At 42.4% G+C, this 22139-nt stretch carries 19 protein-coding genes; 6 read left to right on the top strand and 13 right to left on the bottom strand.

Annotation, left to right across the window (positions count from 1 at the left end):
* A partial coding sequence (locus A4S05_RS42710; RefSeq protein WP_218107985.1) for a hypothetical protein occupies window positions 1–201 on the top strand: 201 nt, incomplete at its 5' end.
* 205 nt (window positions 202–406) lie between these two features.
* On the opposite strand, the gene A4S05_RS25955 is transcribed toward A4S05_RS42710, so the two are convergent.
* The gene (locus tag A4S05_RS25955) at window positions 407–811 is read right to left on the bottom strand and encodes an Npun_F0494 family protein (protein WP_069072670.1); all 405 of its coding nucleotides are present in this window, start codon (window positions 809–811) and stop codon (window positions 407–409) included.
* Between the two features lie 194 nt (window positions 812–1005).
* Here A4S05_RS25955 and A4S05_RS25960 point away from each other — a divergent pair, with 194 nt between their 5' ends.
* Window positions 1006–1443, top strand: coding sequence for a peroxiredoxin (locus A4S05_RS25960; protein WP_069072671.1), 438 nt, complete (start codon window positions 1006–1008; stop codon window positions 1441–1443).
* 191 nt (window positions 1444–1634) lie between these two features.
* On the opposite strand, the gene A4S05_RS25965 is transcribed toward A4S05_RS25960, so the two are convergent.
* The 5 genes from A4S05_RS25965 to A4S05_RS25985 form a co-directional block, all read right to left on the bottom strand.
* Entirely contained in the window at window positions 1635–2033 is a 399-nt protein-coding gene (locus A4S05_RS25965) for a hypothetical protein (RefSeq protein ID WP_069072672.1), read from the bottom strand.
* Window positions 2034–2069: 36 nt separating this feature from the next.
* Window positions 2070–2957: an ABC transporter permease gene (locus A4S05_RS25970; protein ID WP_069072673.1), complete on the bottom strand. Its 888-nt coding sequence runs from the start codon at window positions 2955–2957 to the stop codon at window positions 2070–2072.
* Between the two features lie 126 nt (window positions 2958–3083).
* Complete coding sequence (locus A4S05_RS25975) at window positions 3084–4103, bottom strand: ABC transporter ATP-binding protein (protein WP_069072674.1); 1020 nt, start codon at window positions 4101–4103, stop codon at window positions 3084–3086.
* A 135-nt stretch (window positions 4104–4238) separates the two neighbouring features.
* Window positions 4239–5240, bottom strand: a complete 1002-nt coding sequence (locus A4S05_RS25980; protein WP_069072675.1) for a choice-of-anchor A family protein — start codon at window positions 5238–5240, stop codon at window positions 4239–4241.
* 502 nt (window positions 5241–5742) lie between these two features.
* The gene (locus A4S05_RS25985; protein WP_069072676.1) at window positions 5743–6240 is read right to left on the bottom strand and encodes a pentapeptide repeat-containing protein; all 498 of its coding nucleotides are present in this window, start codon (window positions 6238–6240) and stop codon (window positions 5743–5745) included.
* Between the two features lie 263 nt (window positions 6241–6503).
* On the opposite strand from A4S05_RS25985, the gene gcvT reads away from it, so the two are divergent.
* From gcvT to gcvP, 3 genes are all read left to right on the top strand, one after another.
* The gene (gcvT, locus tag A4S05_RS25990) at window positions 6504–7640 is read left to right on the top strand and encodes a glycine cleavage system aminomethyltransferase GcvT (RefSeq protein ID WP_069072687.1); all 1137 of its coding nucleotides are present in this window, start codon (window positions 6504–6506) and stop codon (window positions 7638–7640) included.
* Window positions 7641–7765: 125 nt separating this feature from the next.
* Window positions 7766–8155, top strand: coding sequence for a glycine cleavage system protein GcvH (gcvH, locus tag A4S05_RS25995; protein ID WP_069072677.1), 390 nt, complete (start codon window positions 7766–7768; stop codon window positions 8153–8155).
* A 171-nt stretch (window positions 8156–8326) separates the two neighbouring features.
* Window positions 8327–11287 (top strand): aminomethyl-transferring glycine dehydrogenase, encoded by a 2961-nt coding sequence (gene gcvP / locus A4S05_RS26000; RefSeq protein ID WP_069072678.1) that lies wholly within the window; start codon window positions 8327–8329, stop codon window positions 11285–11287.
* 138 nt (window positions 11288–11425) lie between these two features.
* On the opposite strand, the gene A4S05_RS26005 is transcribed toward gcvP, so the two are convergent.
* The 3 genes from A4S05_RS26005 to A4S05_RS26015 all read right to left on the bottom strand — a co-directional run bounded on the left by A4S05_RS26005 (window position 11426) and on the right by A4S05_RS26015 (window position 15010).
* A complete protein-coding gene (locus A4S05_RS26005) occupies window positions 11426–13015 on the bottom strand; it encodes an alkaline phosphatase D family protein (RefSeq protein ID WP_069072679.1) in 1590 nt (529 codons plus the stop codon).
* A gap of 234 nt (window positions 13016–13249) precedes the next feature.
* Window positions 13250–13879: a PEP-CTERM sorting domain-containing protein gene (locus A4S05_RS26010; RefSeq protein ID WP_084227273.1), complete on the bottom strand. Its 630-nt coding sequence runs from the start codon at window positions 13877–13879 to the stop codon at window positions 13250–13252.
* A gap of 258 nt (window positions 13880–14137) precedes the next feature.
* Entirely contained in the window at window positions 14138–15010 is an 873-nt protein-coding gene (locus A4S05_RS26015; protein WP_069072681.1) for an SDR family oxidoreductase, read from the bottom strand.
* Window positions 15011–15220: 210 nt separating this feature from the next.
* Between A4S05_RS26015 and A4S05_RS26020 the strand changes: the two genes are divergently transcribed.
* Complete coding sequence (locus A4S05_RS26020; protein WP_069072682.1) at window positions 15221–15832, top strand: COP23 domain-containing protein; 612 nt, start codon at window positions 15221–15223, stop codon at window positions 15830–15832.
* 31 nt (window positions 15833–15863) lie between these two features.
* Here A4S05_RS26020 and A4S05_RS43640 read toward each other — a convergent pair whose 3' ends face one another.
* The 4 genes from A4S05_RS43640 to A4S05_RS26040 all read right to left on the bottom strand — a co-directional run bounded on the left by A4S05_RS43640 (window position 15864) and on the right by A4S05_RS26040 (window position 21653).
* Complete coding sequence (locus A4S05_RS43640) at window positions 15864–17177, bottom strand: tetratricopeptide repeat-containing S1 family peptidase (RefSeq protein ID WP_069072683.1); 1314 nt, start codon at window positions 17175–17177, stop codon at window positions 15864–15866.
* A gap of 325 nt (window positions 17178–17502) precedes the next feature.
* On the bottom strand, window positions 17503–18246 hold the full coding sequence (locus tag A4S05_RS26030) for a tetratricopeptide repeat protein (RefSeq protein WP_069072684.1): 744 nt from the start codon (window positions 18244–18246) through the stop codon (window positions 17503–17505).
* Window positions 18247–19093: 847 nt separating this feature from the next.
* Window positions 19094–20788 (bottom strand): beta-carotene ketolase CrtO, encoded by a 1695-nt coding sequence (gene crtO, locus A4S05_RS26035; protein ID WP_069072685.1) that lies wholly within the window; start codon window positions 20786–20788, stop codon window positions 19094–19096.
* Between the two features lie 106 nt (window positions 20789–20894).
* Window positions 20895–21653 carry an LmeA family phospholipid-binding protein gene (locus A4S05_RS26040; RefSeq protein WP_069072686.1) on the bottom strand — a complete coding sequence of 253 codons (759 nt, stop codon included), beginning with the start codon at window positions 21651–21653 and terminating at the stop codon, window positions 20895–20897.
* Between the last annotated feature and the right edge of the window lie 486 nt (window positions 21654–22139).

The raw sequence follows: 22139 nt of genomic DNA on the forward strand, positions 1-22139 counted from the left end.
AATGATTATGGTAAAGACTTCATGAATAGATGTGATGTTTCCGTATATATTGTTCCCTTTGATTCCCTAATCCTAACTCTTTGGTTTTTTATTCTCAGGACTTACGCAAACAATAGCCGAAACACTGATTTTCATGTAGGGACAATTCATGAACATTGGTGTCAACTTCAGCTAGAAATAGCTTCGCTGCGGGCTTCATAACCCGCCAGAGAATGAATTCTCTGGCTCGTAGCTAAAGTCTACTGAAGTAGACTGAATATTTTTGGGGATATCTAGTCACCTTCAGATGACTTTCGCTATGATTCTTGGAACTTCAGTTCCTTGCGGGACATAGTTTTTGCGTTAAGTTGACACCAATGATTCATGAATTGCCCCTACAGCGTATAGTTTTGCGTAAGTCCTAATTCTAAAAAGGTATCCGTAACCAACGAATCACAATATCGGATAAACGATCGCGCCATGAAGCAGTCCGCCAATTTTTTCCCTGGTACTGTTCCACCAACTGGCGTCCCAGGGGAGTGAGGCGAAAACTATCTGTAATCCCCTGACCATCAACTTCTCGACGCAATACACCCACTTGAATCAGCCAGCCCAGGGCGTTATCACACGCTAATTCTGATAAAGGGCGCTTAGTATAGCCCTGCTTTAGTCCATTTTCTAGGGCGATCGCAGCTAATGACACACTCTGGTGTCCCATGACTTCAAATAAAGATACGTTAAAGGGTGAACACACTAGCGATCGCTCGGCTCTTTCTACTGTGCTTTGAGGATAGACAAAAATATTTGGGTTTTGGGAATCAACAGCAGGCATTGTGTATGGGTAGAAATTTTTCTTCTCAAAAAGATTAATTTTAGAATTGATTTTTTTTGTAGCAGATATCTAAGTTTAACCAAAATTAGTTACCTAAAGTATAGTTGCGCTATTTTTTGATAATTATATTTAATCATTATAAATTAATGTAAAATTTCAAGTGCATCAACAATCTGAAACAGGAAAGGTTAATTATGCCTCTAGCAGTTGGTACGGATGCACCTGCATTTACCACCAAAGATACAAACGGCAACACAGTCTCTTTATCTGATTTTGCCGGAAAGACAGTCGTTTTGTATTTTTACCCCAAGGATGATACGCCAGGCTGCACCAAACAAGCCTGTAGTTTTCGGGATGCCCAGTCTCAATATCAAGGAAAAGATATTGTAATCTTGGGAGTCAGTGCAGATGATGAAGTCTCCCATCAGGCATTCACCCAAAAATATAATTTGAATTTTCCCCTACTGGCTGATAGCGACAAATCCCTCATCAAAGCTTTCGATGTAGATGGCGGCGGTTATGCGAAGCGCGTTACTTACGTAATTGACCCTAGCGGTAAAATTACCCATGTTGACACCAGCGTAAATACCACCACCCATGCTAGCGATGTGTTAGCTGTACTAGGGTTGTAGTTTTTTACCTGATAACTAAGAATTTTTGAACTAGTCTTAACCCCAAGCTTTAGTAGTGTGTCAAGTTTAAATTGAGAAACAAGTTTGTAGTAAGGACTAAAGTCCTTATTTTCTAAGCACTTCAGTGCTTACTACAAACCCTCAAACTAGCTTAGGCATTGTACAAAAGGCTTGGGGTTCTTTGTTTGATTTCAGTTACCTGATGGTGCTGTAGCCGGTGTTGGCGTCACTGATGGTAGTGTAACCGTTGGCAAACTGGGGGTTTCTTGCTGTTGCTGACCTTGAATTAGTTTTTGTTGCCTTGCTTTAAATGCTGCTGCTGCTGAGTCTAATTTTTCGTTCTGTTGGTCAGAATTCCAGTTGAGAGTCCCAAAATTCGCCCGATGAATCAGATCAAACATATTGAAATTATCTGAGTTCGTGCGGGAGAAAGGGTCGGTATTTTGGTCTGTTGTACTATTACTGGGAAAAGCATCCGCTGGGCTGCTGATTTGAGCCGAACTGGGTTGAGCCATGAGCAAGGAAGCAAAGCTCATTCCTGCCACGGTGGCCACAAAGAATCTAGTAATTTGTAAAAATGGTTTTTTCATGGGATTTTGACGCTAAAATTGCTCTATTTTATCTCTTTAAGCAAGAGTCCGCCGCAGTTGGGGTTGAATACTCAGCAAGGCGACAAGGGCAAAGCCAAACAACACCAGCAACGCTCCCCCAAAGGTAACATCACCCCAAGGAGCCTGCATTACTACACTACCTAGTCCCCAATCACTGTGGAGATAGAGATAGCGAATTGGTTCGATCGCATAACTGAGAGGATTCAAGGTAGCGATAACCTGCAACCACTGAGGCATGAAGGATAGAGGTGCTAAAGCAGTACTAGCAAACAATAATGGTAGATTAGTGACGAAAATCACTGCAATCAATTCAATGTGTCCGGGTAGAGCGAAAGCTAAACCTAGGGAGATGGCTGTTACACCCAAAGCTAAGAGTAAGACAATTAGAGCGATCGCACTTAAACCTACTGCATCTGGTAGTCCAGCCCCCAAGAATGCCGCTGCCACTACAATCACCGCTGCTTGCAGCAAACTTTGACTGATGATGAAGATGGCTGAAGCAAAGACAATGGAAAAGCGCGATGCTAAGGGTGCCACCAGTAAACGATTCAAAAAGCCAAACTCGCGGTCAAACATTACAGGCAAACCAGCATTTAGCGCCCCAGCAAAGGCTGTAAACACAATGATGCCAGCAGCTAAAAATTGACCGTAATTTGTTGTATTGCCAAATATACCTTTGGGAGCATTTTGGAACAAAGCGCCAAATAGTATCAACCACATTACTGGCTGAATAATTCCAGCAATCAAAGATGAGGGACGGCGTTGCAACTGAATAAACAAGCGACGAGTTAAAGCCAGCGTCTCTTGTACCAATTCGCCGAAAAAGTTAGGTGCAGTATTAGCATCTGCTTGCGGCGATGCTAGCGGCTGCCAATTGATATCAGATTTAGGAGTAACACTCATGGCAATTTTGGATTTTGGATTTTGGATTTTCGATTGGGGATTGGGATTAGGGTAAAGGTGACAGGTGACAGGGAATAATCTGTACCCTCTAACCTGTCACCTATTCCCTTCTTCACTCCCCATTCCCTATCTCATATTTTGCTTCTTCTCAGCCTTGGGATCGCGAGTGGCAACGGCTGCGAGTTCTGCATCCATCAGGGTGCGTCCTGTGGCGGCGAGGTAAACATCATCGAGGCTGGGGCGAGATTGGGCGATGCCAAAGATGGGCAAGCCAGCAGTATTCAGCGCTTGCTGTATGTTAATCAGAACATCGTTTTGAGGTGTCACCACCAAGTTAAGGGAATTCCCTTGAGCGCTGTTGATGATTACTTCTTGGACAAAGGGCAAAGATTGCAAGAGATTTTTGGCAATTTCTGCTTCCTCAATGGGAGAAAACTCGCGGATTCGTAAGGTGATGCGATCGCCACCTACTTGATCTTTCAATTGTGAAGGTGTCCCACTTGCAATTACAACGCCGCGATCTATAATTGCCACGCGATCGGCTAAAGCGTCAATTTCTTCTAAATAATGGCTGGTAATTACTACCGTCGTTCCAGAGGCACGTAATTTTCTCAGGAAATCCCATACCACAAAACGGGTTTCTATGTCAAGTCCCACAGTTGGCTCATCCAATACCAAAACATCCGGTGCATGGAGCAACCCAGCAGCCAAGTCTAGGCGCTTGCGTAAACCGCCGGAATAGGTTCCTGTCTTTTTATTGGCGTATTCTTGCAAACCGAGTAAATCTAAGACTGTCTCAATGCGCTGTTTGGCTATTGCGCCTGGGAGGTGATAAAGTGCCGCTTGCAATTGCAGCAGTTCTTTTCCAGTCAACACCTTATCTATAGCGACTTCCTGAGCTACATAGCCTAATCGTTGTCTTGCGACTCTCGGATTATCTAATACAGAGATGCCAGATACTTCGATTTTGCCAGCATCCGGTGTGGTCAGTGTACACAAGGCACGCAAGGTAGTAGTTTTCCCAGCACCGTTGGGGCCAAGTAAACCAAAAATTTCTCCTGGTTCAACCTGAAAGGAAACATCCTGGACGGCAACCACTGTACCGTAGCGTTTTTGCAGATTTTGAATTAAAACGGCGGGAGCCATGACAGCCTATCCCCAACTATACAAATCTCAATAAAGTCTATCCTTATTGTAGAAGGTAGGGAGCAAGGAAATAGCGCATGAGCGAAAATCTGTAAATAAGTTCGCGTCATGCGCTATGCTGCCAAAAATTTTTAATTATTTTAGGCAAGTTGTTTGATTACGTTTGTAGCGAAATAAACCAAATGCTACAGCAATTAATCCTAATCCTGGAAGATTTGCTGGTTCTGGAACCGGAGTCGGAGTAGCAGTCGGAGTCGGAGCCGGAGTCGGAGGCTGAGTGTAGTACTTCGTTGGGACATCTGGCAGATCACCATTAAACAGATAGTTGTGAGATTCACCATTTCCTGTCAAGGAAGCTACTACCACATTGCCGTTAACTTGACCGTTATTGAAATTGAAATTAGCCAAAGGAGCAAGAATACTACCTTCGATGCCAATCCCACTAGCAGTTAGGTTGGTTGCTTCATAGAAGTTGTAGATCACCTTTTGTTTATTTGTGCCAATGACATTGAAACCAAAGTTTTTCAGGGACACATCCTGACCGCTGATATTGACAACGATAGTCGAATTTGCGTCCCCCTTAATTTCAAAATAGTTGGTCTTGGAGACATCTGAGCCAGCAAGATTAAAAACATTGAAAGCAGTACCACTGCCACTTAGGTTAATAGCACCCCAAGGTTGAACTGTTGTGTTACCAGTAGGAGTCAAGGTTGCCAAATATTCAGATAGCGATCGCAATTCTTTCCCTGCTGCATCAAAATCGATAGGATTACCCTGGCTGAGGGTTCCCTGTGGAAATCCTACATTGCCGGACACATTAGCGCTACCTCCGTAGACAGCATTACCGTGGTAGACTTGACCGTTGCTTAAAGATAAGTTTTGCCCAGCTACTACGACGTTACCGCTATTGCCAGAAAGTCTGCTTCCAAGTCCGCCAACGAAATTCACGTTACCGCCAGCAGCAAGTTTTCCTTCAATATCTGTATATTGTTGAGAGATATCTCCCAAAACAAACACATTGTAATCAGAGGCAGCGCCTAACTCAACTGCATTCGCTCTTGCTGAGAAACCCAGCGCCAGAGTAACTACAATTGGAGCGGCTACTAGTCCCCAAACATAATAGGTTTTGGATGTCATCTTTTGTTTTAGGAATCATCAACATGATCCTATGGGTATAAATCAAAGATGGCATTAGTCTGCTAGCTCTTTTCATTGAAGTTTCATACCTGGCAAAATACTGTATATTTTTACCTAAAATATCCATTCAACCGCAGATTTACTGTTGACTAAAACGCCTAAAAAACTATCAGCAATGGCGATTGCATTTGAGGTGGTTGCTACTGCCAGTAGTGAGATTGTTTAGGCACAATCCCTATGTTAATCGACACTTTATTTGATGTCATTAATGCGATAGGACTCATCTTTCATTTTTGAAAAAACACCGTACAGTTCAGAAAGCCTTCTTGCCTATTGCCTATTGCCTATTGCCTATTGCCTATTGCCTACTAATCGTATAACTCAAATTGGTGAGGCAGTTACTCAGACAGTTTCACATTTCCTGACAAGTTACGTTTTAAATTTTGGATTTTGAATCTTCAATCCCAAATCCAAAATTTAAAATCTAAAATTCGTTGACAGTCTACTTACATCCTAAAGAGTTGCGAGTCTCCACACCAGTTTTAGAATTCACACCACTTGCCTTAACACAAAGTTTTTTCACTTGTATCCCATCTAAAATTGCATTCGTAAAATCAGCACCCGTGACATTTACATCATCAAAAGTGGAACGCAGCATCATTGCATCAGTCAACACAGCATCACTTAAATCAGCATTTTTAAACCTTGTTAGATAGGCTATGCCTTCACTAAAATCAACACCATGCAGATTTACTCCATCCAATACACTACCGTTAAACACACCGCCACGTAAGTCAGCATTGCTAAAATTAGCATTCTCTAATTTGAGATTAGTAAACTCAGTGCCAATTAAACTTTGACCAGAGTAATCTTTGCCCTTAAGTTCATCATTACCCACAGAACGGGTAATACTGGAAGAACTTGCAGCTTGCGCCGATAGGGGAAACCAAAAAAGAACCATAGCTAAGACAAAGCTCGCTAACAGTTGCCAATATTTCATAATCTCTTCTTAATAAATCTCAACACTTGCACCATTAACTATTAAACCTCACAGAAGGCGACAAAGGGATGAGGGAATGGGGAATGGGGAATGGGGAAGAATTTTCCCCTCTGTCTCTTTTCAATTCCCCATGCCCAATTCCCAATTCCCCATGCCCTAATTTGATACACAAGGCTGTAAAACCATAAAGCATCTCTTAGGATGATAGATGTTGAGGTGCGATGCCTAACGGCAAGTTGCTCCGCATCTACGCAAAATTACCTGTGGCTAATCAAGAAGACAACGCCCAATCTCTGGCGCGAACCCCTTTATATCAAGTGGGTGTAGAACTCAAAGCTCGCTTTACTAGCTTTGGCGGCTGGGAAATGCCTGTGCAATTTAGTGGCATTAGCCGCGAACACGAGGCTGTAAGAAATACAGCAGGAATGTTCGATATTTCCCACATGGGCAAATTTACCCTCCAAGGTAAAAACCTCATTTCCCAACTCCAACCATTAGTGCCTTCCGACTTGAGTCGTTTGCAACCCGGTCAAGCACAATACACCGTGTTGTTAAATCCCCAAGCCGGAATTATTGACGACATCATTGTTTATTATCAAGGTGAAAACGCTGCTGGTATACAGAGAGCATTCATCATAGTCAATGCGGCAACCTCCAATAAAGATAAAGCATGGCTATTGCAACACCTTGACCTGGATAAGGTTCAATTCCAAGACCTTTCACCAGAAAAAGCCTTAATTGCCGTGCAAGGGCCAAAAGCAATTAAATATCTCCAGCCCTTAGTGCAAGAAGACCTAAGACCAATCAAAGCCTTCGGACATCTAGAAGCAACCCTACTAGGGAAACCCGCCTTCCTGGCCCGCACAGGTTACACCGGAGAAGATGGCTTTGAGGTAATGGTAGATCCGGCTGTAGGAGTAGAATTGTGGCAAACCCTCAATAAAGCTGGTGTTATTCCCTGTGGACTTGGTGCGAGAGACACTCTGCGGCTAGAAGCGGCGATGGCACTTTACGGACAAGATATCGATGACATCACCACACCCTTAGAAGCAGGTTTGGGCTGGCTAGTTCACTTAGATACCAAAGGCGATTTTATTGGTCGGGAAGTTTTAGCACAGCAAAAAGCCAGTGGAGTGCAGCGCCGATTGGTAGGTTTGCAAACCCAAGGACGCAACATTGCTCGTCACGGCTATCAAGTGTTATCCGCAGGTAAAATCGTGGGAGAAGTTACCAGTGGAACTCTATCGCCCACACTTGGTTATCCCGTTGCCTTAGCCTACGTTCCCACACAGTTAGCAACTGTTGGTCAGCAGCTAGAAGTTGAAATTCGTGGCAAAGCTTATCCAGCAGTTGTGGTTAAACGTCCCTTTTATCGGTCAAAAAATCGTGTCACCAACTAACAAGCGCCAAGGTTTTTGAGGAATAATGTGTTGTGAGTTACTCAATCTACAGTAAGGTTCATTACCAGATATGGCTTGGATGACTGTTAGGGCAATAATTTTTTTGATAAGGGAGAGGAAGTGATATGTCTTTTGAATATCCTCAAGATTTCAGATACCTGGATTCTCATGAATACGTGCGAATAGATGGTGAAATTGCCACTATAGGCATTACTGAGTTTGCCGTACATGAGTTGGGTGATATCGTCTTTTTGGAACTGCCAGAAATTGGCGATGCTCTTACTAGAGGAGAAAACTTTGGCACAATTGAATCGGTAAAAGCCGTTGAAGAACTGAATTCACCAGTAACCGGCACAGTTATAGAACGCAATGAAGCCTTGATTAATTCTCCCGAAGAAGTATCAGAAGACCCCTACGGTGAAGGATGGTTTTTGAAAGTGCGCGTCAATGACCCTGGTGAAGTTGAGGATGCGTTGACAGCAGATGAGTATCGCGCTCAAGTAGAAGGCGAGTAGGGAGTGGGGAATGGGGAATGGGGAATAAGGAAAAGGTAAAATTTTCTCCCTAATCTCCCCCATCTCCCCCCCGAAGAGAAGTCATGAAATTTAGATGAACTGAAAAGTTACACCTACTTCTCATGAGTATTTATTGCAAAATATGAAATAGTACCATCTGGAGAGTAATTTGTGGTATTGAACGCCCCTATTCTCAAGTCTAATGAGCAGCAAGTGCTGGACGAAAAAAATCAAAAGTTAAGTAGTTTTGTACCAAGACACATTGGCCCGAACTCCGATGACATCCAGCTTATGCTTAAAGTTTTGGGGTTTCCCAGCCTGGATGCCCTAATCGACCAAACAGTTCCACAGACAATTCGGCTGAAGCAACCGCTAAAGTTACCAGCAGCAGAAAGTGAGTATGCAGCACTGGCATCTTTAAAAAAAGTTGCTGCCAAAAATCAGGTTTTCCGTTCATACATCGGTATGGGATATTACGACAGTATTACCCCACCTGTGATTGGGCGTAATATCTTAGAAAACCCCGGTTGGTATACTGCCTACACTCCTTATCAGCCAGAAATTGCCCAAGGGCGACTAGAAGCGCTGCTGAATTTTCAAACCCTGATTATCGACCTCACTGGTTTAGAAATTGCCAATGCTTCATTATTGGATGAAGCTACAGCAGCAGCTGAAGGGATGAGCCTAAGCTATGGTGTCTCCAAAAATCAGGCAAATGCCTATTTTGTCTCTGGTGACTGCCATCCCCAAACGATTGATGTGTTGCAAACACGCGCTAAACCATTGGGGATTAAGATTATTGTTGGCGATCATCAAACATTTGATTTTGATCAACCAATTTTTGGAGCTGTTCTGCAATACCCTGCAAGTGATGGCACTATTTACGACTACCGCGCTTTTATAGAAAAAGCTCATGCTAAGGGTGCATTGGTGACGGTAGCAGCAGATCCTCTAAGTTTAACTTTGCTAACCCCTCCTGGGGAATTTGGCGCTGATATTGCTGTCGGAAGCACTCAGCGGTTTGGTATTCCTTTAGGGTTTGGTGGGCCTCATGCGGCATACTTTGCTACGAAGGAAGAGTATAAACGGCTGGTTCCAGGGCGAATTGTGGGAGTATCAAAAGATGCTCAAGGTAAGCTTGCATTACGTCTCGCCTTGCAAACTCGCGAACAGCACATTCGCCGCGAAAAAGCAACTAGTAATATTTGTACTGCACAGGTGCTGCTGGCGGTGATGGCAAGTATGTACGCGGTCTATCATGGCCCTACTGGACTGAAGCAAATTGCCGAAAATATCCACTCTTTGTCAGTGTTGCTGGCGGAAGGACTGAAGCGTTTGGGTTACAGCATCGCTTCCAAAGATTTCTTTGATACGCTGCGAGTCGAACTGGGAAGACACAATTTAAAAGATATTTTGACGGCTAGCGAACAACTTCAAATTAACCTGCGGGTTTTTGATGCAACTACTGTTGGTATTTCGCTGGATGAAACAACTACACCAGAAGACTTAATCGACCTCTGGAAGATTTTCGCTGGTACAGATGATTTACCCTTCACTTTAGAAGAATTAACTTCTTCCTCATCCTCCCATCTTCCTCTCTCCCGTACAAGCACTTATCTCACCCACCCAGTTTTTAACCGCTATCACTCAGAAACGGAGTTGTTGCGTTATCTGCACAAGCTAGAAAGCAAGGACTTGTCGCTAACGACATCGATGATTCCCTTGGGTTCTTGCACAATGAAGTTGAATGCAACTGCTGAGATGATTCCGGTAAGTTGGGAAGAATTTGGCAAGATTCATCCATTTGCCCCGGCGTCGCAAACGCAAGGTTATCAAATCCTATTCCAGCAGCTTGAGACATGGTTGGCTGAAATTACTGGTTTTGCAGGAATTTCTCTACAACCAAATGCTGGTTCTCAGGGTGAGTATGCAGGACTTTTAGTAATTCGCCAATATCACGAAAATCGGGGTGAAGCACACCGCAATGTTTGTTTGATTCCCACTTCTGCACATGGGACAAACCCAGCGAGTGCGGTGATGTGCGGGATGAAGGTGGTGGCTGTCGCCTGTGACTCACAAGGTAATATTGATGTTGCTGATCTGAAGGCTAAGGCAGAAAAACACAGCAATGAATTAGCCGCCTTAATGGTGACATATCCATCAACTCACGGTGTTTTTGAGGAACCAATTCAGGAAATCTGCGCTGTTGTCCACAGTCATGGTGGACAAGTTTACATGGATGGGGCAAATATGAACGCCCAAGTGGGAATTTGCCGTCCTGGAGATATTGGTGCAGATGTCTGCCATTTAAACTTGCACAAAACCTTCTGTATTCCTCATGGTGGCGGTGGCCCTGGTATGGGGCCAATTGGTGTTGCATCTCATCTTGTGCCTTTTCTCCCCGGACATCCTGTGGTAGGGATTGGGGACTGGGGACTGGGGACTAGGAAAGAGGAAATACCCAATACCCAATACCCAATCCCCAGTACCCAGCATATTGGTGCGGTGGCGGCTGCGCCTTGGGGTAGTGCGAGTATCTTGGTGATTTCTTGGATGTACATTGCAATGATGGGTGCAGATGGTTTAACCCAAGCTACTAAGGTGGCGATTCTCAATGCTAACTACATGGCCAAGAAACTGGAATCGTACTATCCGGTTTTGTATCAGGGGAAAAATGGTCTAGTTGCCCATGAATGTATTTTAGATTTGCGATCGCTAAAAAAATCCGCTGCGATCGAAATCGATGATGTCGCCAAGCGTCTCATGGATTATGGTTTCCATGCGCCGACTGTCTCCTGGCCTGTAGGAGGTACAATCATGGTGGAACCTACAGAAAGTGAATCTAAGGAAGAGTTGGATCGTTTCTGTGATGCGTTGATTTCTATTCGCCAAGAAATTGCCGAAATAGAAATTGGCAAGGTGGATACCCAAGATAATGTTTTGAAGAACGCACCCCACACGGCTGAAAGTCTCATCACCGGAGAATGGAATCATCCTTATTCTCGCGAACAAGCTGCCTATCCTGCGCCTTGGACTCGTGAGTATAAATTCTGGCCGGCTGTCGGTCGCATTGATGCAGCCTTTGGCGACAGGAATTTTGTTTGTTCTTGTCTGCCAATGGATGCTTATTAGTGAAGAGTTAGGAGTTAGGAGTTTTAATTCCTAACTCCTCTTTATGAAGATGAAAACACAGATAGAAACAGATAAACACTGATTATTTACCTGTTTCTATCTGTTTTTGTTTGGTTTTAATACCTGGGAATTAGACGATTAGGCTTGTTGTATTTCTGGACGACCATCTTCAACCACAAATGAAGCCCGCTTACTAATCGTGCCATTTGGGGTTGTGACGTTTGACATAACCAAATAGTCTGTCTTCCAGGTTGTGGGAGTCAGCGTACAGCGAACATATCCCCGTTGATTATTGTAGAACTTAATGTGTGGGTTATCGGGTAAGTAAGCTTGAACGTTGGGGTTGCTGTCTGCCCCATCGCCACCGGAGCTAATTGAGGTAGCGACGAATTCACTCCCAAGTGTGGGGGATTCTGGTTTATCAAAGTTAGCCTTCAGATTCATTGCCCAGTTAGAATGCACATCGCCTGCTAAGGATACTGGATTAGAGGGCTGGCGCTGTCCCAGGAAAGCCATGAGGCGATCGCGCGAAGCCACATAACCATCCCATTTATCCATGCTGTAAGTTCCGCCTTCGCCTGGTGTTGTGTCTCGTTGAGCAATCGGTACTTGCTGCGCCAAAACATTCCACTTCGCTTTTGAGTTATTTAGACCATCGAATAACCAATCTTCCTGTGCCTTGCCGGTAATCGTTGCATTCGGATCTAAATTTTCTGGGCAACGTTCTTTAGTACCATCACCACAGGGCTGATCGGTACGATATTGGCGGGTATCTAAAACATGGAAGGTGGCTAAGTTACCAAAGGAGAGCCGACGGTAAAGTTGCATATCGGGGCCAACGGGACGCGAGAAGGGGCGGAGTGGCATGTGTTCGTAGTAAGCCTGATAAGCAACAGCTCGCCGTTGGAGGAAAATTGCCCGATCCTGATCTGGTTCAGTATCAATTTCGGAAATATCGTTGGCGTAATTGTTTTCTACCTCGTGGTCATCCCAGGTGACAATCCAGGGAAACGCTGCATGAGCTGCTTGCAGATTGGTATCGGTTTTATAGAGGGCGTGACGGTTGCGGTAATCTTCCAAAGTCACAATTTCTGCACTGTTGTGCTGTCTGGGGCCATTGTTTGAGATTCCCCCTTCATAGATGTAATCGCCAACATGCACTACTAAATCTAGGTCTTCCTTGGCTAGATATTTGTAGGCAGTATAGAATCCCTGCTGATAGTTTTGGCAAGAGACAAGGCCAAAGTTAAATTTATTCAAATAGCTATTTGCTAAAGGCGCTGTACGAGTGCGACCAACGGGGCTAGCGTCTTGGCCGACAAGAAACCGATACCAATACCAAGTATCAGATTGCAGTCCTTCTACCACAACTCGAACTGAATGAGCTAGTTCTGGAGTTGCCAGTACCGTACCTCTAGAGACAATCCGCCTCATACTAGAATCAGTTGCTACTTCCCAGCGAATTGGCACATTTAAAGGTGGCATTCCACCTCCGTTTAGGGGTTCAGGAGCAAGACGAGTCCAGATCACTACGCTGGTAGGATAGGGTTCACCCGATGCAACACCCAAGGTGAAAGGATAATTGGAAAATCTGCTTCTAGCGATCGCTCTTTGAGAAGAAAATTGGTTACCGATCGCTAAACCAGATAATGCTCCTGCTCCAACAATTAAGTTGCGTCGTTTAATTCGACTGTGGAGGAACTGCTCAAAATTCCGGTAATCTACCATTCTCTACTCCTCTACTCCTGACTAACAGGTAAGTTAAAGTACAGCAACAGCTAACACAAAAAAGGCAGGGTAATCGTAGGAAAAATTCATCACTAATTCCCTGACCAAAATGAGATTTTAATTCCCAATTTTCTCTTCTGCTCTCAATGTGTTAGATGTTGTTTTCTCACATAAAAGCCTACTAAAAAGAGATTAATCATTGGCAAAGAAATTGTTAATATCAACTTAACAAGGTTAGATTTTAACCTTTTTCATTGATACTACTTTCCTCTTCATCATCCAGCCAAGGCTACAAACAAAGAGAGTGCCAACTAAAGGTGTAGGTTCAGGAACTTGTCTATAAGAAACTGTGCCTGATATTAGTTCAGCATCAGGAGAAGTTTTAGAGAAAATTGTGAAATCCTCACCAATAATTTCATAACTGATAGGATTAGCCTTATCATCGAACTGATAATCTAATGCAAAATATGTTTGTCCTGTTAAGGATGTAGTTGGGAAGACAAGAGGAAAATCTGGGTAGTTGGCATCATCTTGTTCAGTATAAACAGTAGAGTCGCCATCAAATTTGAAAGAGAGTGACTGAATGCTAGCTTCAGGATTATAGTCATTGCTGAAGGTTGAGTCATCAAAGCTAAAAAAGCCACTTCCCTTAGTTACTGGACTATCAACTGTGAAAGCGTAATTAAGAATTGCAGCAGATGCAGATTTTGCATCTACGGTAGCAAAACCTAAAGTCAGAGTAGTAGCAGCAACCAATAATTTTGAAACCAATTTCATCTCAGTTTTCCTCACTATAAATTTCTCTAAGCAATTGCAACTACAAGTTATAAAAATAGCTTGTTTACTAAATTGCTTATTTTCCAAACGGATTATTCATAACTAGTAGAATAGTTATGAAATCAATCAATGATTTTCTTTTTCTCAAGAAAAAGAAACAAGTCTCCAATTGTTTAGAGACACCCCATTTTATGGTTATGAGTTTAAGCGGACTTTAATCAAAGGTAAAATTGAAGAAGAATTCAGAAGTCAGGAGTCAGAATAAAGAGGCTAGTTCGCGTAGCGTGCCGGAGATAATAGTATCCCAAAATAGCCTATTTCCGTTTTTAGTTTTAACACTTAACCTTAACTGAATTGTATTGCCTCTAATTCTTCCCTTACAGATAAAGGCTGATACCCCAATGTAAAAGCTTTGGAACTATCCAAAGAAACATCTGCTGGTCTAGGTGCTGACATTTTCACATCTTGTTGTCGGCAGGATTTGAGTTTGGTGGCAGAAAGTTGAAATACTTCCACTAATATCTGTCCAAAATCATAACGTGAAATCCTTTCTTTCCCACCTAAGTGAATGATGCCGTTAACTTTTTCTAATGCTAAGAAAAGTCCTTTGGCAGCAGTTGTTCCACTTACTGGTGTGCGAAATTCATCTATAAATAAACTTAGTTCTTCTTCGGCTTTTAAAGTTTCAATAAATGGCTGAATAAAACTTTTCGCTGTGGGTGTTGCTGCACCAAACATCAATGGCATTCGGCACACTGCGGTCATGGGATATCTTTCTAGCATATCTGCTTCTGCGATCGCTTTTTGCTCACCATAAAGATTGACAGGACACACGGCATCTGTTTCTCCATAAGGGGCATTTAAGCCATCAAAAACTAAGTCTGTTGAGGTAAAAGCACAAGGAATAGAATTATCCGCGCAGAGTCCGGCAATATTGCAGGATGCTATAACATTAATTGAGTGCGATTCTTTAGGGTTAGTTTGACAGAAATTTGGTTGCGAATGTGCAGCAGTATGAATGACTGCTTCTGGTTTAACATCATTAAAGATACGTTTCAATTCCTGGAAATTTGTTAAGTTCGCTTTTAACATTTTCATGCCAGGAATCTCTAAAGGATGGGATAAATATGTGCCATAAATCTCCCATTCTTCTTTTGCAAGCTGGCAGAGATGCCATCCCAAAAAACCACTTGCTCCAGTGATTAACAATCTTTTCATGTCTTATTTAAAACTTATATTAATTCTACTATCATCAATTTTATCTCTGATAGTTCATTAGTTTGCATTCATTATAAAGCCGTGTTCTCATAGCGATACCTACGGTGGGCTGCGCCTACGCAGTTTCTTCAAAATTCTTTCCGTAATTTATTGCGTAGCTGATGTATCTTAATAATGCCAGGACTTACGCGGATTTGAGGGCAGATCATAATGTCTAAAAACATATTTGACGGATTGAATTTCACTGTTGGCATTATTGGTGCAGTGACAGGTGTTGCTGGTTTGGCTTTGGCATACCTTGTTGCTACTGGCTGGACTCCAGAAACACCAGGCTTCGGTTCAAAAGACCGCTTTTCTTGTGCTTTACAACCTGATACACAAAATGGTGGTGACGTGTGGACAGTGATGTATCGTAATGATCAGGGGAAAAAGCCTTGGCTGAGGATGGTCAACAGCTTTGGTGATGATTGGGATACACAAAAACGCTGCGATGTAATTGCTCAACGATTGGAAGCCTTTCGCCAAGATGGTTTAATTGGTTTGAGTTATCGTCCTGACCCAAAAACACCCAGCCAATCTGTAATCTGCGTTAATACCAAGCTAGATCGCAACAATTGTAATCTGTTGGTGACTCTCAAGGTTAGTGCTGATGGCTACGACTCGCTGCGACGGATGACAGAAGCTTTGAAGAATGGTACTACTGTTGAACAAGGTTCTGGTTCTGCAAATGCCTCTAATGCTACTGCTAACTCATCTGAGGTTAATTTTGAAAACTATCTGGCGGCTGAGGATATCAAAGCTGGATCAACTACTACTAAATAACATTAATTTATTTTTAGGTTTAAATTTACGCCTAATTTGACCGCCCAAGCTGCCTAAGCAAATTCTTGCGAGTATCAATCGCTAATTGATAATCAGGTTTGATACTAATTGCTTTATCATAAGATGCGATCGCCTCAGAATAAAGTTGCAAGTTATCTAGGGAAAGACCTCGGTTATACCAAGCTTCATGGTCATCAGGTTTGATGGTGGTCGCTTTGTTATATGATGCGATCGCCTCGGAATAACGTTGCAAGTGATTTAGGGAAATACCTTGATAAAGCAAAACTTCATGGTAGTCAGGTTTGATGGAAAGCACTTTTTCATAAGATGCCAGCGCCTCGGAATAGCGTTGCAATTTTCGTAGCGAATTTCCTTGGCCATACCAAGCTTCATGGTAGTCAGGTTTGATGGCGATCGCTTTATTGTATGATGTAAGCGCTTCGGAATAACGTTGCAACCTCTCTAGAGAAACACCTCGATTATGCCAAACTAGGTAGTCATCAGATTTAATGCCGATGGCTTTATCATAAGATGCGATTGCTTGTTCATATTTTTGCTTACCAAAGTAATAATTGCCTTCCTTGAAAAAATCTTGGGGCTTTTGGTTGATCTCCGCTTCTTTCAGAACTTGGGTTAAATATATATTAATTGGGATACCCCATTTAAATGTGCCAACTGCATCGCCAGGTTGTGAATTAGGAATTGTTGTAGACTGCTGTTGTGGTGGTGGTGATTCACCTTTGAGTTCAGCTTGTCTAGTCAGTTCTAATTCGGTAAGCCCATGTACTGCAATCACTTCTCCCACTGCATTCATCACGGGTCCCCCACTCATTCCCCCTGCGGTTGTTGCACTGTAGGAAATTCCATAGCCTTCGCTTAGGCTGTCAATTAATGATACTGTACCTGGAGTAAACTGCCTCTTTAAACTATTACCAGGGAAACCAGTGATGTAGATGTTGTCTCCCAGATTCACTTTGTCAGAATTACCCAAGGGAAGGGCTTTATAAAGGCAAGTTCCATTATCAGGTTTAAATATCATCACAGCTAAATCTTGCTGGGCGAAGCGTTTGATATCTGCTACTTCCCAGATTTTTTGGTCGTTGGTTTGCAGTTGTAATTTGGCGCTGGGTGGTACTACATGACGCGCCGTAAGTACGGTACAGACTTCTTTGTTTTTTCCTGGTACAAGAAATCCAGTACCTTGTCCTGGCTTATCTGCATAGTTGATTAAAACCACGCTTTCTCCGGCTTGTTTGCCAATGTCGCCAGGTGTTTTGCGGCTGTTACAGCTAATGAGAGATAAAGCGACAAAACCAGAGGCAGCATACCAGTGCCAAGGAATCATACCGCACCTGTATAATTTAAAGGATCAACATCATTTTGATTTGTCTTTGTATTTTAAAGTAATTGATCTTACATTTTGCATCGGATGCTTAAAATCGCAGCTATACAAAAAAAGTCAGGGCGAATGGAATTGCCTGCGGCACACTGCGTGAACGCCGCTACACAAACATAGACGCTTTGCAGCTACTCTTAAGAGAACGCTTTCAGCGAACCCGCAGGGTAGTCCGCCTCCGCAGACTAGGAAAAAATTTAGGTTTTACAACCCACCTCCGTGGGTTTTGCCTGTGTAGCCGCGGTTTCTAACCGCCCTTTTCACGTTAAGTTGACTATTGCAGTAATTCCTGAAACTGCTTTTTACTACGCACTTTGCTAAAGTCTGGGTCAGTTTTTGCTAATTTCTTGTATTTATCAGGAACAAGCTGGATTGCTTTGTCTAGGTTCTTAATTGCTAATTCCAGATTGTTTTGTAAAGCATAAGAACAAGCTTTGTTGTAATATGCTTGGTGCAAGTCTTGCTTGATAGCGATCGCTCTATCATAAGATCCAATAGCATCTTTGTAGCGGTGTAGCTTTGTCAGAGCTATGCCTCGGTTAATTAAGGCTTCGTATTTGTCGGGTTGGATGGCGATCGCTTTGTCGTAAGATGCGATCGCATCTTTGTAGCGTTGCAACGATGTCAAAGCTATACCACGATTGTACCAGGCTTCATATTTGTCGGGTTTGATAGCGATCGCAGTATCGTAGGATGCTAAAGCGTCTTTGTAGCGTTGCAACGATGTTAAGCCAATGCCACGGTTAATCCAAGCTTCAGGACTCTCAGCTTTGATAGCGATCGCTTTATCATAAGCTTTTATTGCATCTTCGTAACGTTGTCCATCTAATAAATTATTACCTTGAACAAAGAAATCTTCTGCTTTTTGCGTAACCTTCGCTTCTATGAAAAGTTGAGTTACATTACTTTCTTGCACAACTTGTTTGGTATTTTGTGTAGATGAGTTTACCCCACCACTACAGCCAAATGCTAAGAAAACTATTAAGTTCGATGCAATGAAGTAGCGCCGAAAAACCATGCTGTACCTACAAAATTTATAAGATGATGTTAAAAGTCGTTTGTTTTTTGAACATTATCAAAATACACTACTTCTTACCCATTAATTTCCTTATTTTTTGAGAAATAACTTGGTTTACGATGCATATAAGCTTATGAAAATCAAGCGTACATTACATTATCATATTAAATACACTTAAAGCAATTCCTGAGAACCTATTTCACTCAAAAAACTATAATTTGTGTTGCTATATTAAGTTGCCGCAGCTACCCCCGTGGTAGATATCGCACTCATCTGGGACATTTCTCATTTGATTAACAAGGGTGCGATCGTACTAGCTTTTCACTAAACAATGATGTTAATTGCTTCATTATGTCAAGCAATTATTTAAACTAATCATCGTTCAAATTGCGTCTTTATCGCGATTGAAACTATGCGACTTCAAAGCGCATCAGCTTACCATTTATCGCTGGGACGATGCCAACTGCTGATTAGAATTTTATTGGCTACCGTAGGCAAAAGATGTTAGTTATAAAACCAATTCGCACTCTTGCTAACGCCCCGCTCCGCTAACGCAATTCGCAATTAAACTAAGCCAGACACTTGGGCCCGAATTTCTCACTCATAGTGTGGGAGGTGTAAGAGGTTTGTTGCTTTTTTCTATCTCCCCACACTCCTTGGATTTCTCACTTGTGAGAAATCCAGGTTTCGCCCACCAGGGGCGAGGTTTTAAACCTTCACTTTTTGATAAAGTGCAACTTGTAGGCGTGAAAGCTTGCCTTCATGTCTTTGTCATACCAAAATTATATTTTCAGTATCAAGACACAAAGGCACAAAATAGATGGTAATAGGCTCTATTTTACAATTTTTAAATGATACCAAATACCGACTCGACAGTTGACTTAATCGAATCACGAGCATCCTTTAAAGTTTGGCTAATGGGATGTTTCGCCTGCAAAAAGACACGCGCACAATTGCGTCCCGGCATTCCCGAAATTGAACCACCTGGATGAGTCCCTGCACCAGTCAAAAATAAGTTTTCAATTGGCGTTTTGTAGTTGGCTATTTCTGGCAAGGGACGGAAAAATATCATCTGATCTAAAGTCATGTCAACATGGTAATAATTCCCTTTGTACGCACCTAATCTTTCTCCTAGTTCTGCTGGACTTTCTACACGACGGGCGATAGTTGCGTTCTTGACATTCGGTGCATAGTCCGCCAATTTATCAATCACTCTATCTGCAACTTTGTTTTTCAATTCATCTGTCCAACCAGTACCTTTTAAACCAGTGCCTTCTGCACCGGCAATTTGATAAGGGGCGAAATACTCAATCCATACAGTGTGCTTGCCAGGAGGTGCTAATGTGGGGTCTAAATAACTGGGCATAACCACATACATTGATGGGTCAGCATCAGGTATCTCTCCCAAGGTGCATTTACTATGAGCTTGTTCTACATGAGCTACAGAATCGGCAATTAAGATAGAACCGACGAGGTATTCGTCTTTGTGGGCGTGGTATGGAAAGCGCAGTGGTTCATCTAAAGCCAAATCTATTTTGAGGATGGTTTCGTTATTGTTAACGATGCGGCGTTCTAATCTTTCCCATAAATCTGGGTCGGCTCCATCAACATCGCTTTTATCAGTCATTTGTAAGAATAATCGCTTGGCATCAATATTAGAAATAACCCCGTATTTAGCGCGATATTCTTTACCACCAGCAACCCGCACACCTACAGCTTTTCCATCATCGATTAAAACTTTTTCCACGTGTTGATCTGTGAGAATAACGCCACCTTTACTTGTGACTAAATTCACCAAAGCTTGCACAAGTGCGCCAGTTCCGCCGCGAGGTCTGGCCATCCCTGGATTGTGGCGCATCGCCATCATGATTGCACCAATGGCAAGGGTTTTTTGTGATGGTGGCGCACCAAGTTCTGATGCTAGTCTAGCTAGTGGCGCTTTCAAAAATTCCTCATCAAACCACTCGTTAAGTAAATCCTCCGCGCTGTTTAGCATGGTGCGAATAAAGTCCAGCGTTTTGTTTGGAGAACCAATAACCGAAAATAAATCTTTCAGTTTTGTGATGTCGTAGTTACCAAGGATATCTATAATTGACTTTGGCGGTGCATTAAACATGGGAATCATTGCACCTAGCGATCGCTGCCAAAAGTCTACAAATTCTGCGTATTTCTTGGCATCACGTTCATTGTAACGAGCGATTTCTGCACAAGTCTTTTCCACTGACTTATGTCCTAAGAAATATTTGCCATCAGGATGAGGACAGAAAACAACTGGATCGCACTCCAAATAATGCAATCCGTATTTTTCTAGTTCTAATTCTTCAACAACTGGCCCTAAGTGAATAAATTCATGGTCAATAGCACACAAATTAAATTTAAATCCAGGTGCTTCTTGGGGTAAACATTCTTCAGTTGTGGCTGCGCCACCTGGAACAGAACGCTTTTCTAGTAACAGAACGCTATAACCAGCTTTTAGCAAGTAAGCTGCACAAACTAGCCCATTATGTCCAGCACCAATCAGCACAACATCATACTCTTGCATAGTTGTTATTTCAAAAAATAAGTAGCCTTCAAAAGCTTATAAAATTTTTAATAAATTTACATCACTCCCTAGTTACAAAATTTATCTTTAACCAGTGTAAATACTACTAAGGAGATAGGAAACTTGACAATGGTGGTATTTGCCGCACTTGAGTTTCTACCATAAGTATTAAACTACCGATTTCTACTTCTATATCTTTAATAGAAAATGCTATATCCTCCCATTTTAAAGATGGTAGATTCATCAGTTCTTTAGCTTTCTGGATGAATGCTGTAATTAATTCTATTGAAACACCATCTCCCTCAGTGCAGTTAAAACTCTCCAACATGGCGGGTTGTAAATCAGTCCGTGGACGAGCGATCGCAGTGTAAGCTAAAGGGCGAGTTTTTCCCATTTCCTTTAAAAACACCTTTCCTTTACATTCTATTTTGCCATCACCAGGTAAAAATACCTGAATTTCTTCCGGCTCAAAACTCACAATTTCGCCATCTACATTCAACTCAAAATTTTGCATCCAGCTACGAGCAAAGTCTGATGCTAAAGCGCGGTTAATATCTACTTCTGTAACTATAATGCGAGCTATGGCATTTACTGGCTCATTAAGTTCTATTTGACCAAAAATAGCGCTGAAGGGATTGATAGCAATACTATCTGTTTGCAGTTTTATTTCTTGTACGCGAATATCTTCCTGGATGACTAATCCTTGACCCGCAAATGAAACTCCATCCGCCTGTCCCTGAACTATTTTCAATAGATCGGTTTGTACATCTATTTCTATTTTTTCTACTTGATCTAGCTTCTCGGATATTCTTTTTTCAGCTTCCTTAGATATAATTTTCTCTTCAAATCCATGCTCATCAGGCATTAATTATTAATCTCCTAAATATCCTCTTAATCATTACTGTAAAGACTAATTTTGAAGAGTGAATCTATATTGCGGTATAGATTAAATTAATTCGTAATTTTTAAACGGGATTACCTTTGTTAGGGAACAATTACAAAGTATTTTATACCAATTCTTTATGAAGCTGCATAGAATTCGATCCCCCCTAGCCCCCCTTATAAAGGCTACGGTGTATACACAAGTCTGAAGTAGTTTACTCACCTGGTTTATGCGTCAGTTTTACCCCACCCTAACCCTCCCCTTGGAAAGGGGAGGGAACTAGATTTGCTGTTTCCCCCCTTTCTAAGGGGGGATTAAGGGGGGTAATTCAACTTGCGTCTACCTAACTACGCTGGACTGTCTGAAAAATTTCAGCCAAAATCTCTGTAGCTCCCTGTTGCCGCAATTTATGAGCTAATTGAATACCTAAATTTTCTGCTTCGCTAACAGTGCCCGTAACAGAATCTT

This window comes from Nostoc sp. KVJ20, from assembly GCF_001712795.1.
In the GTDB taxonomy this organism is placed as follows: domain Bacteria; phylum Cyanobacteriota; class Cyanobacteriia; order Cyanobacteriales; family Nostocaceae; genus Nostoc.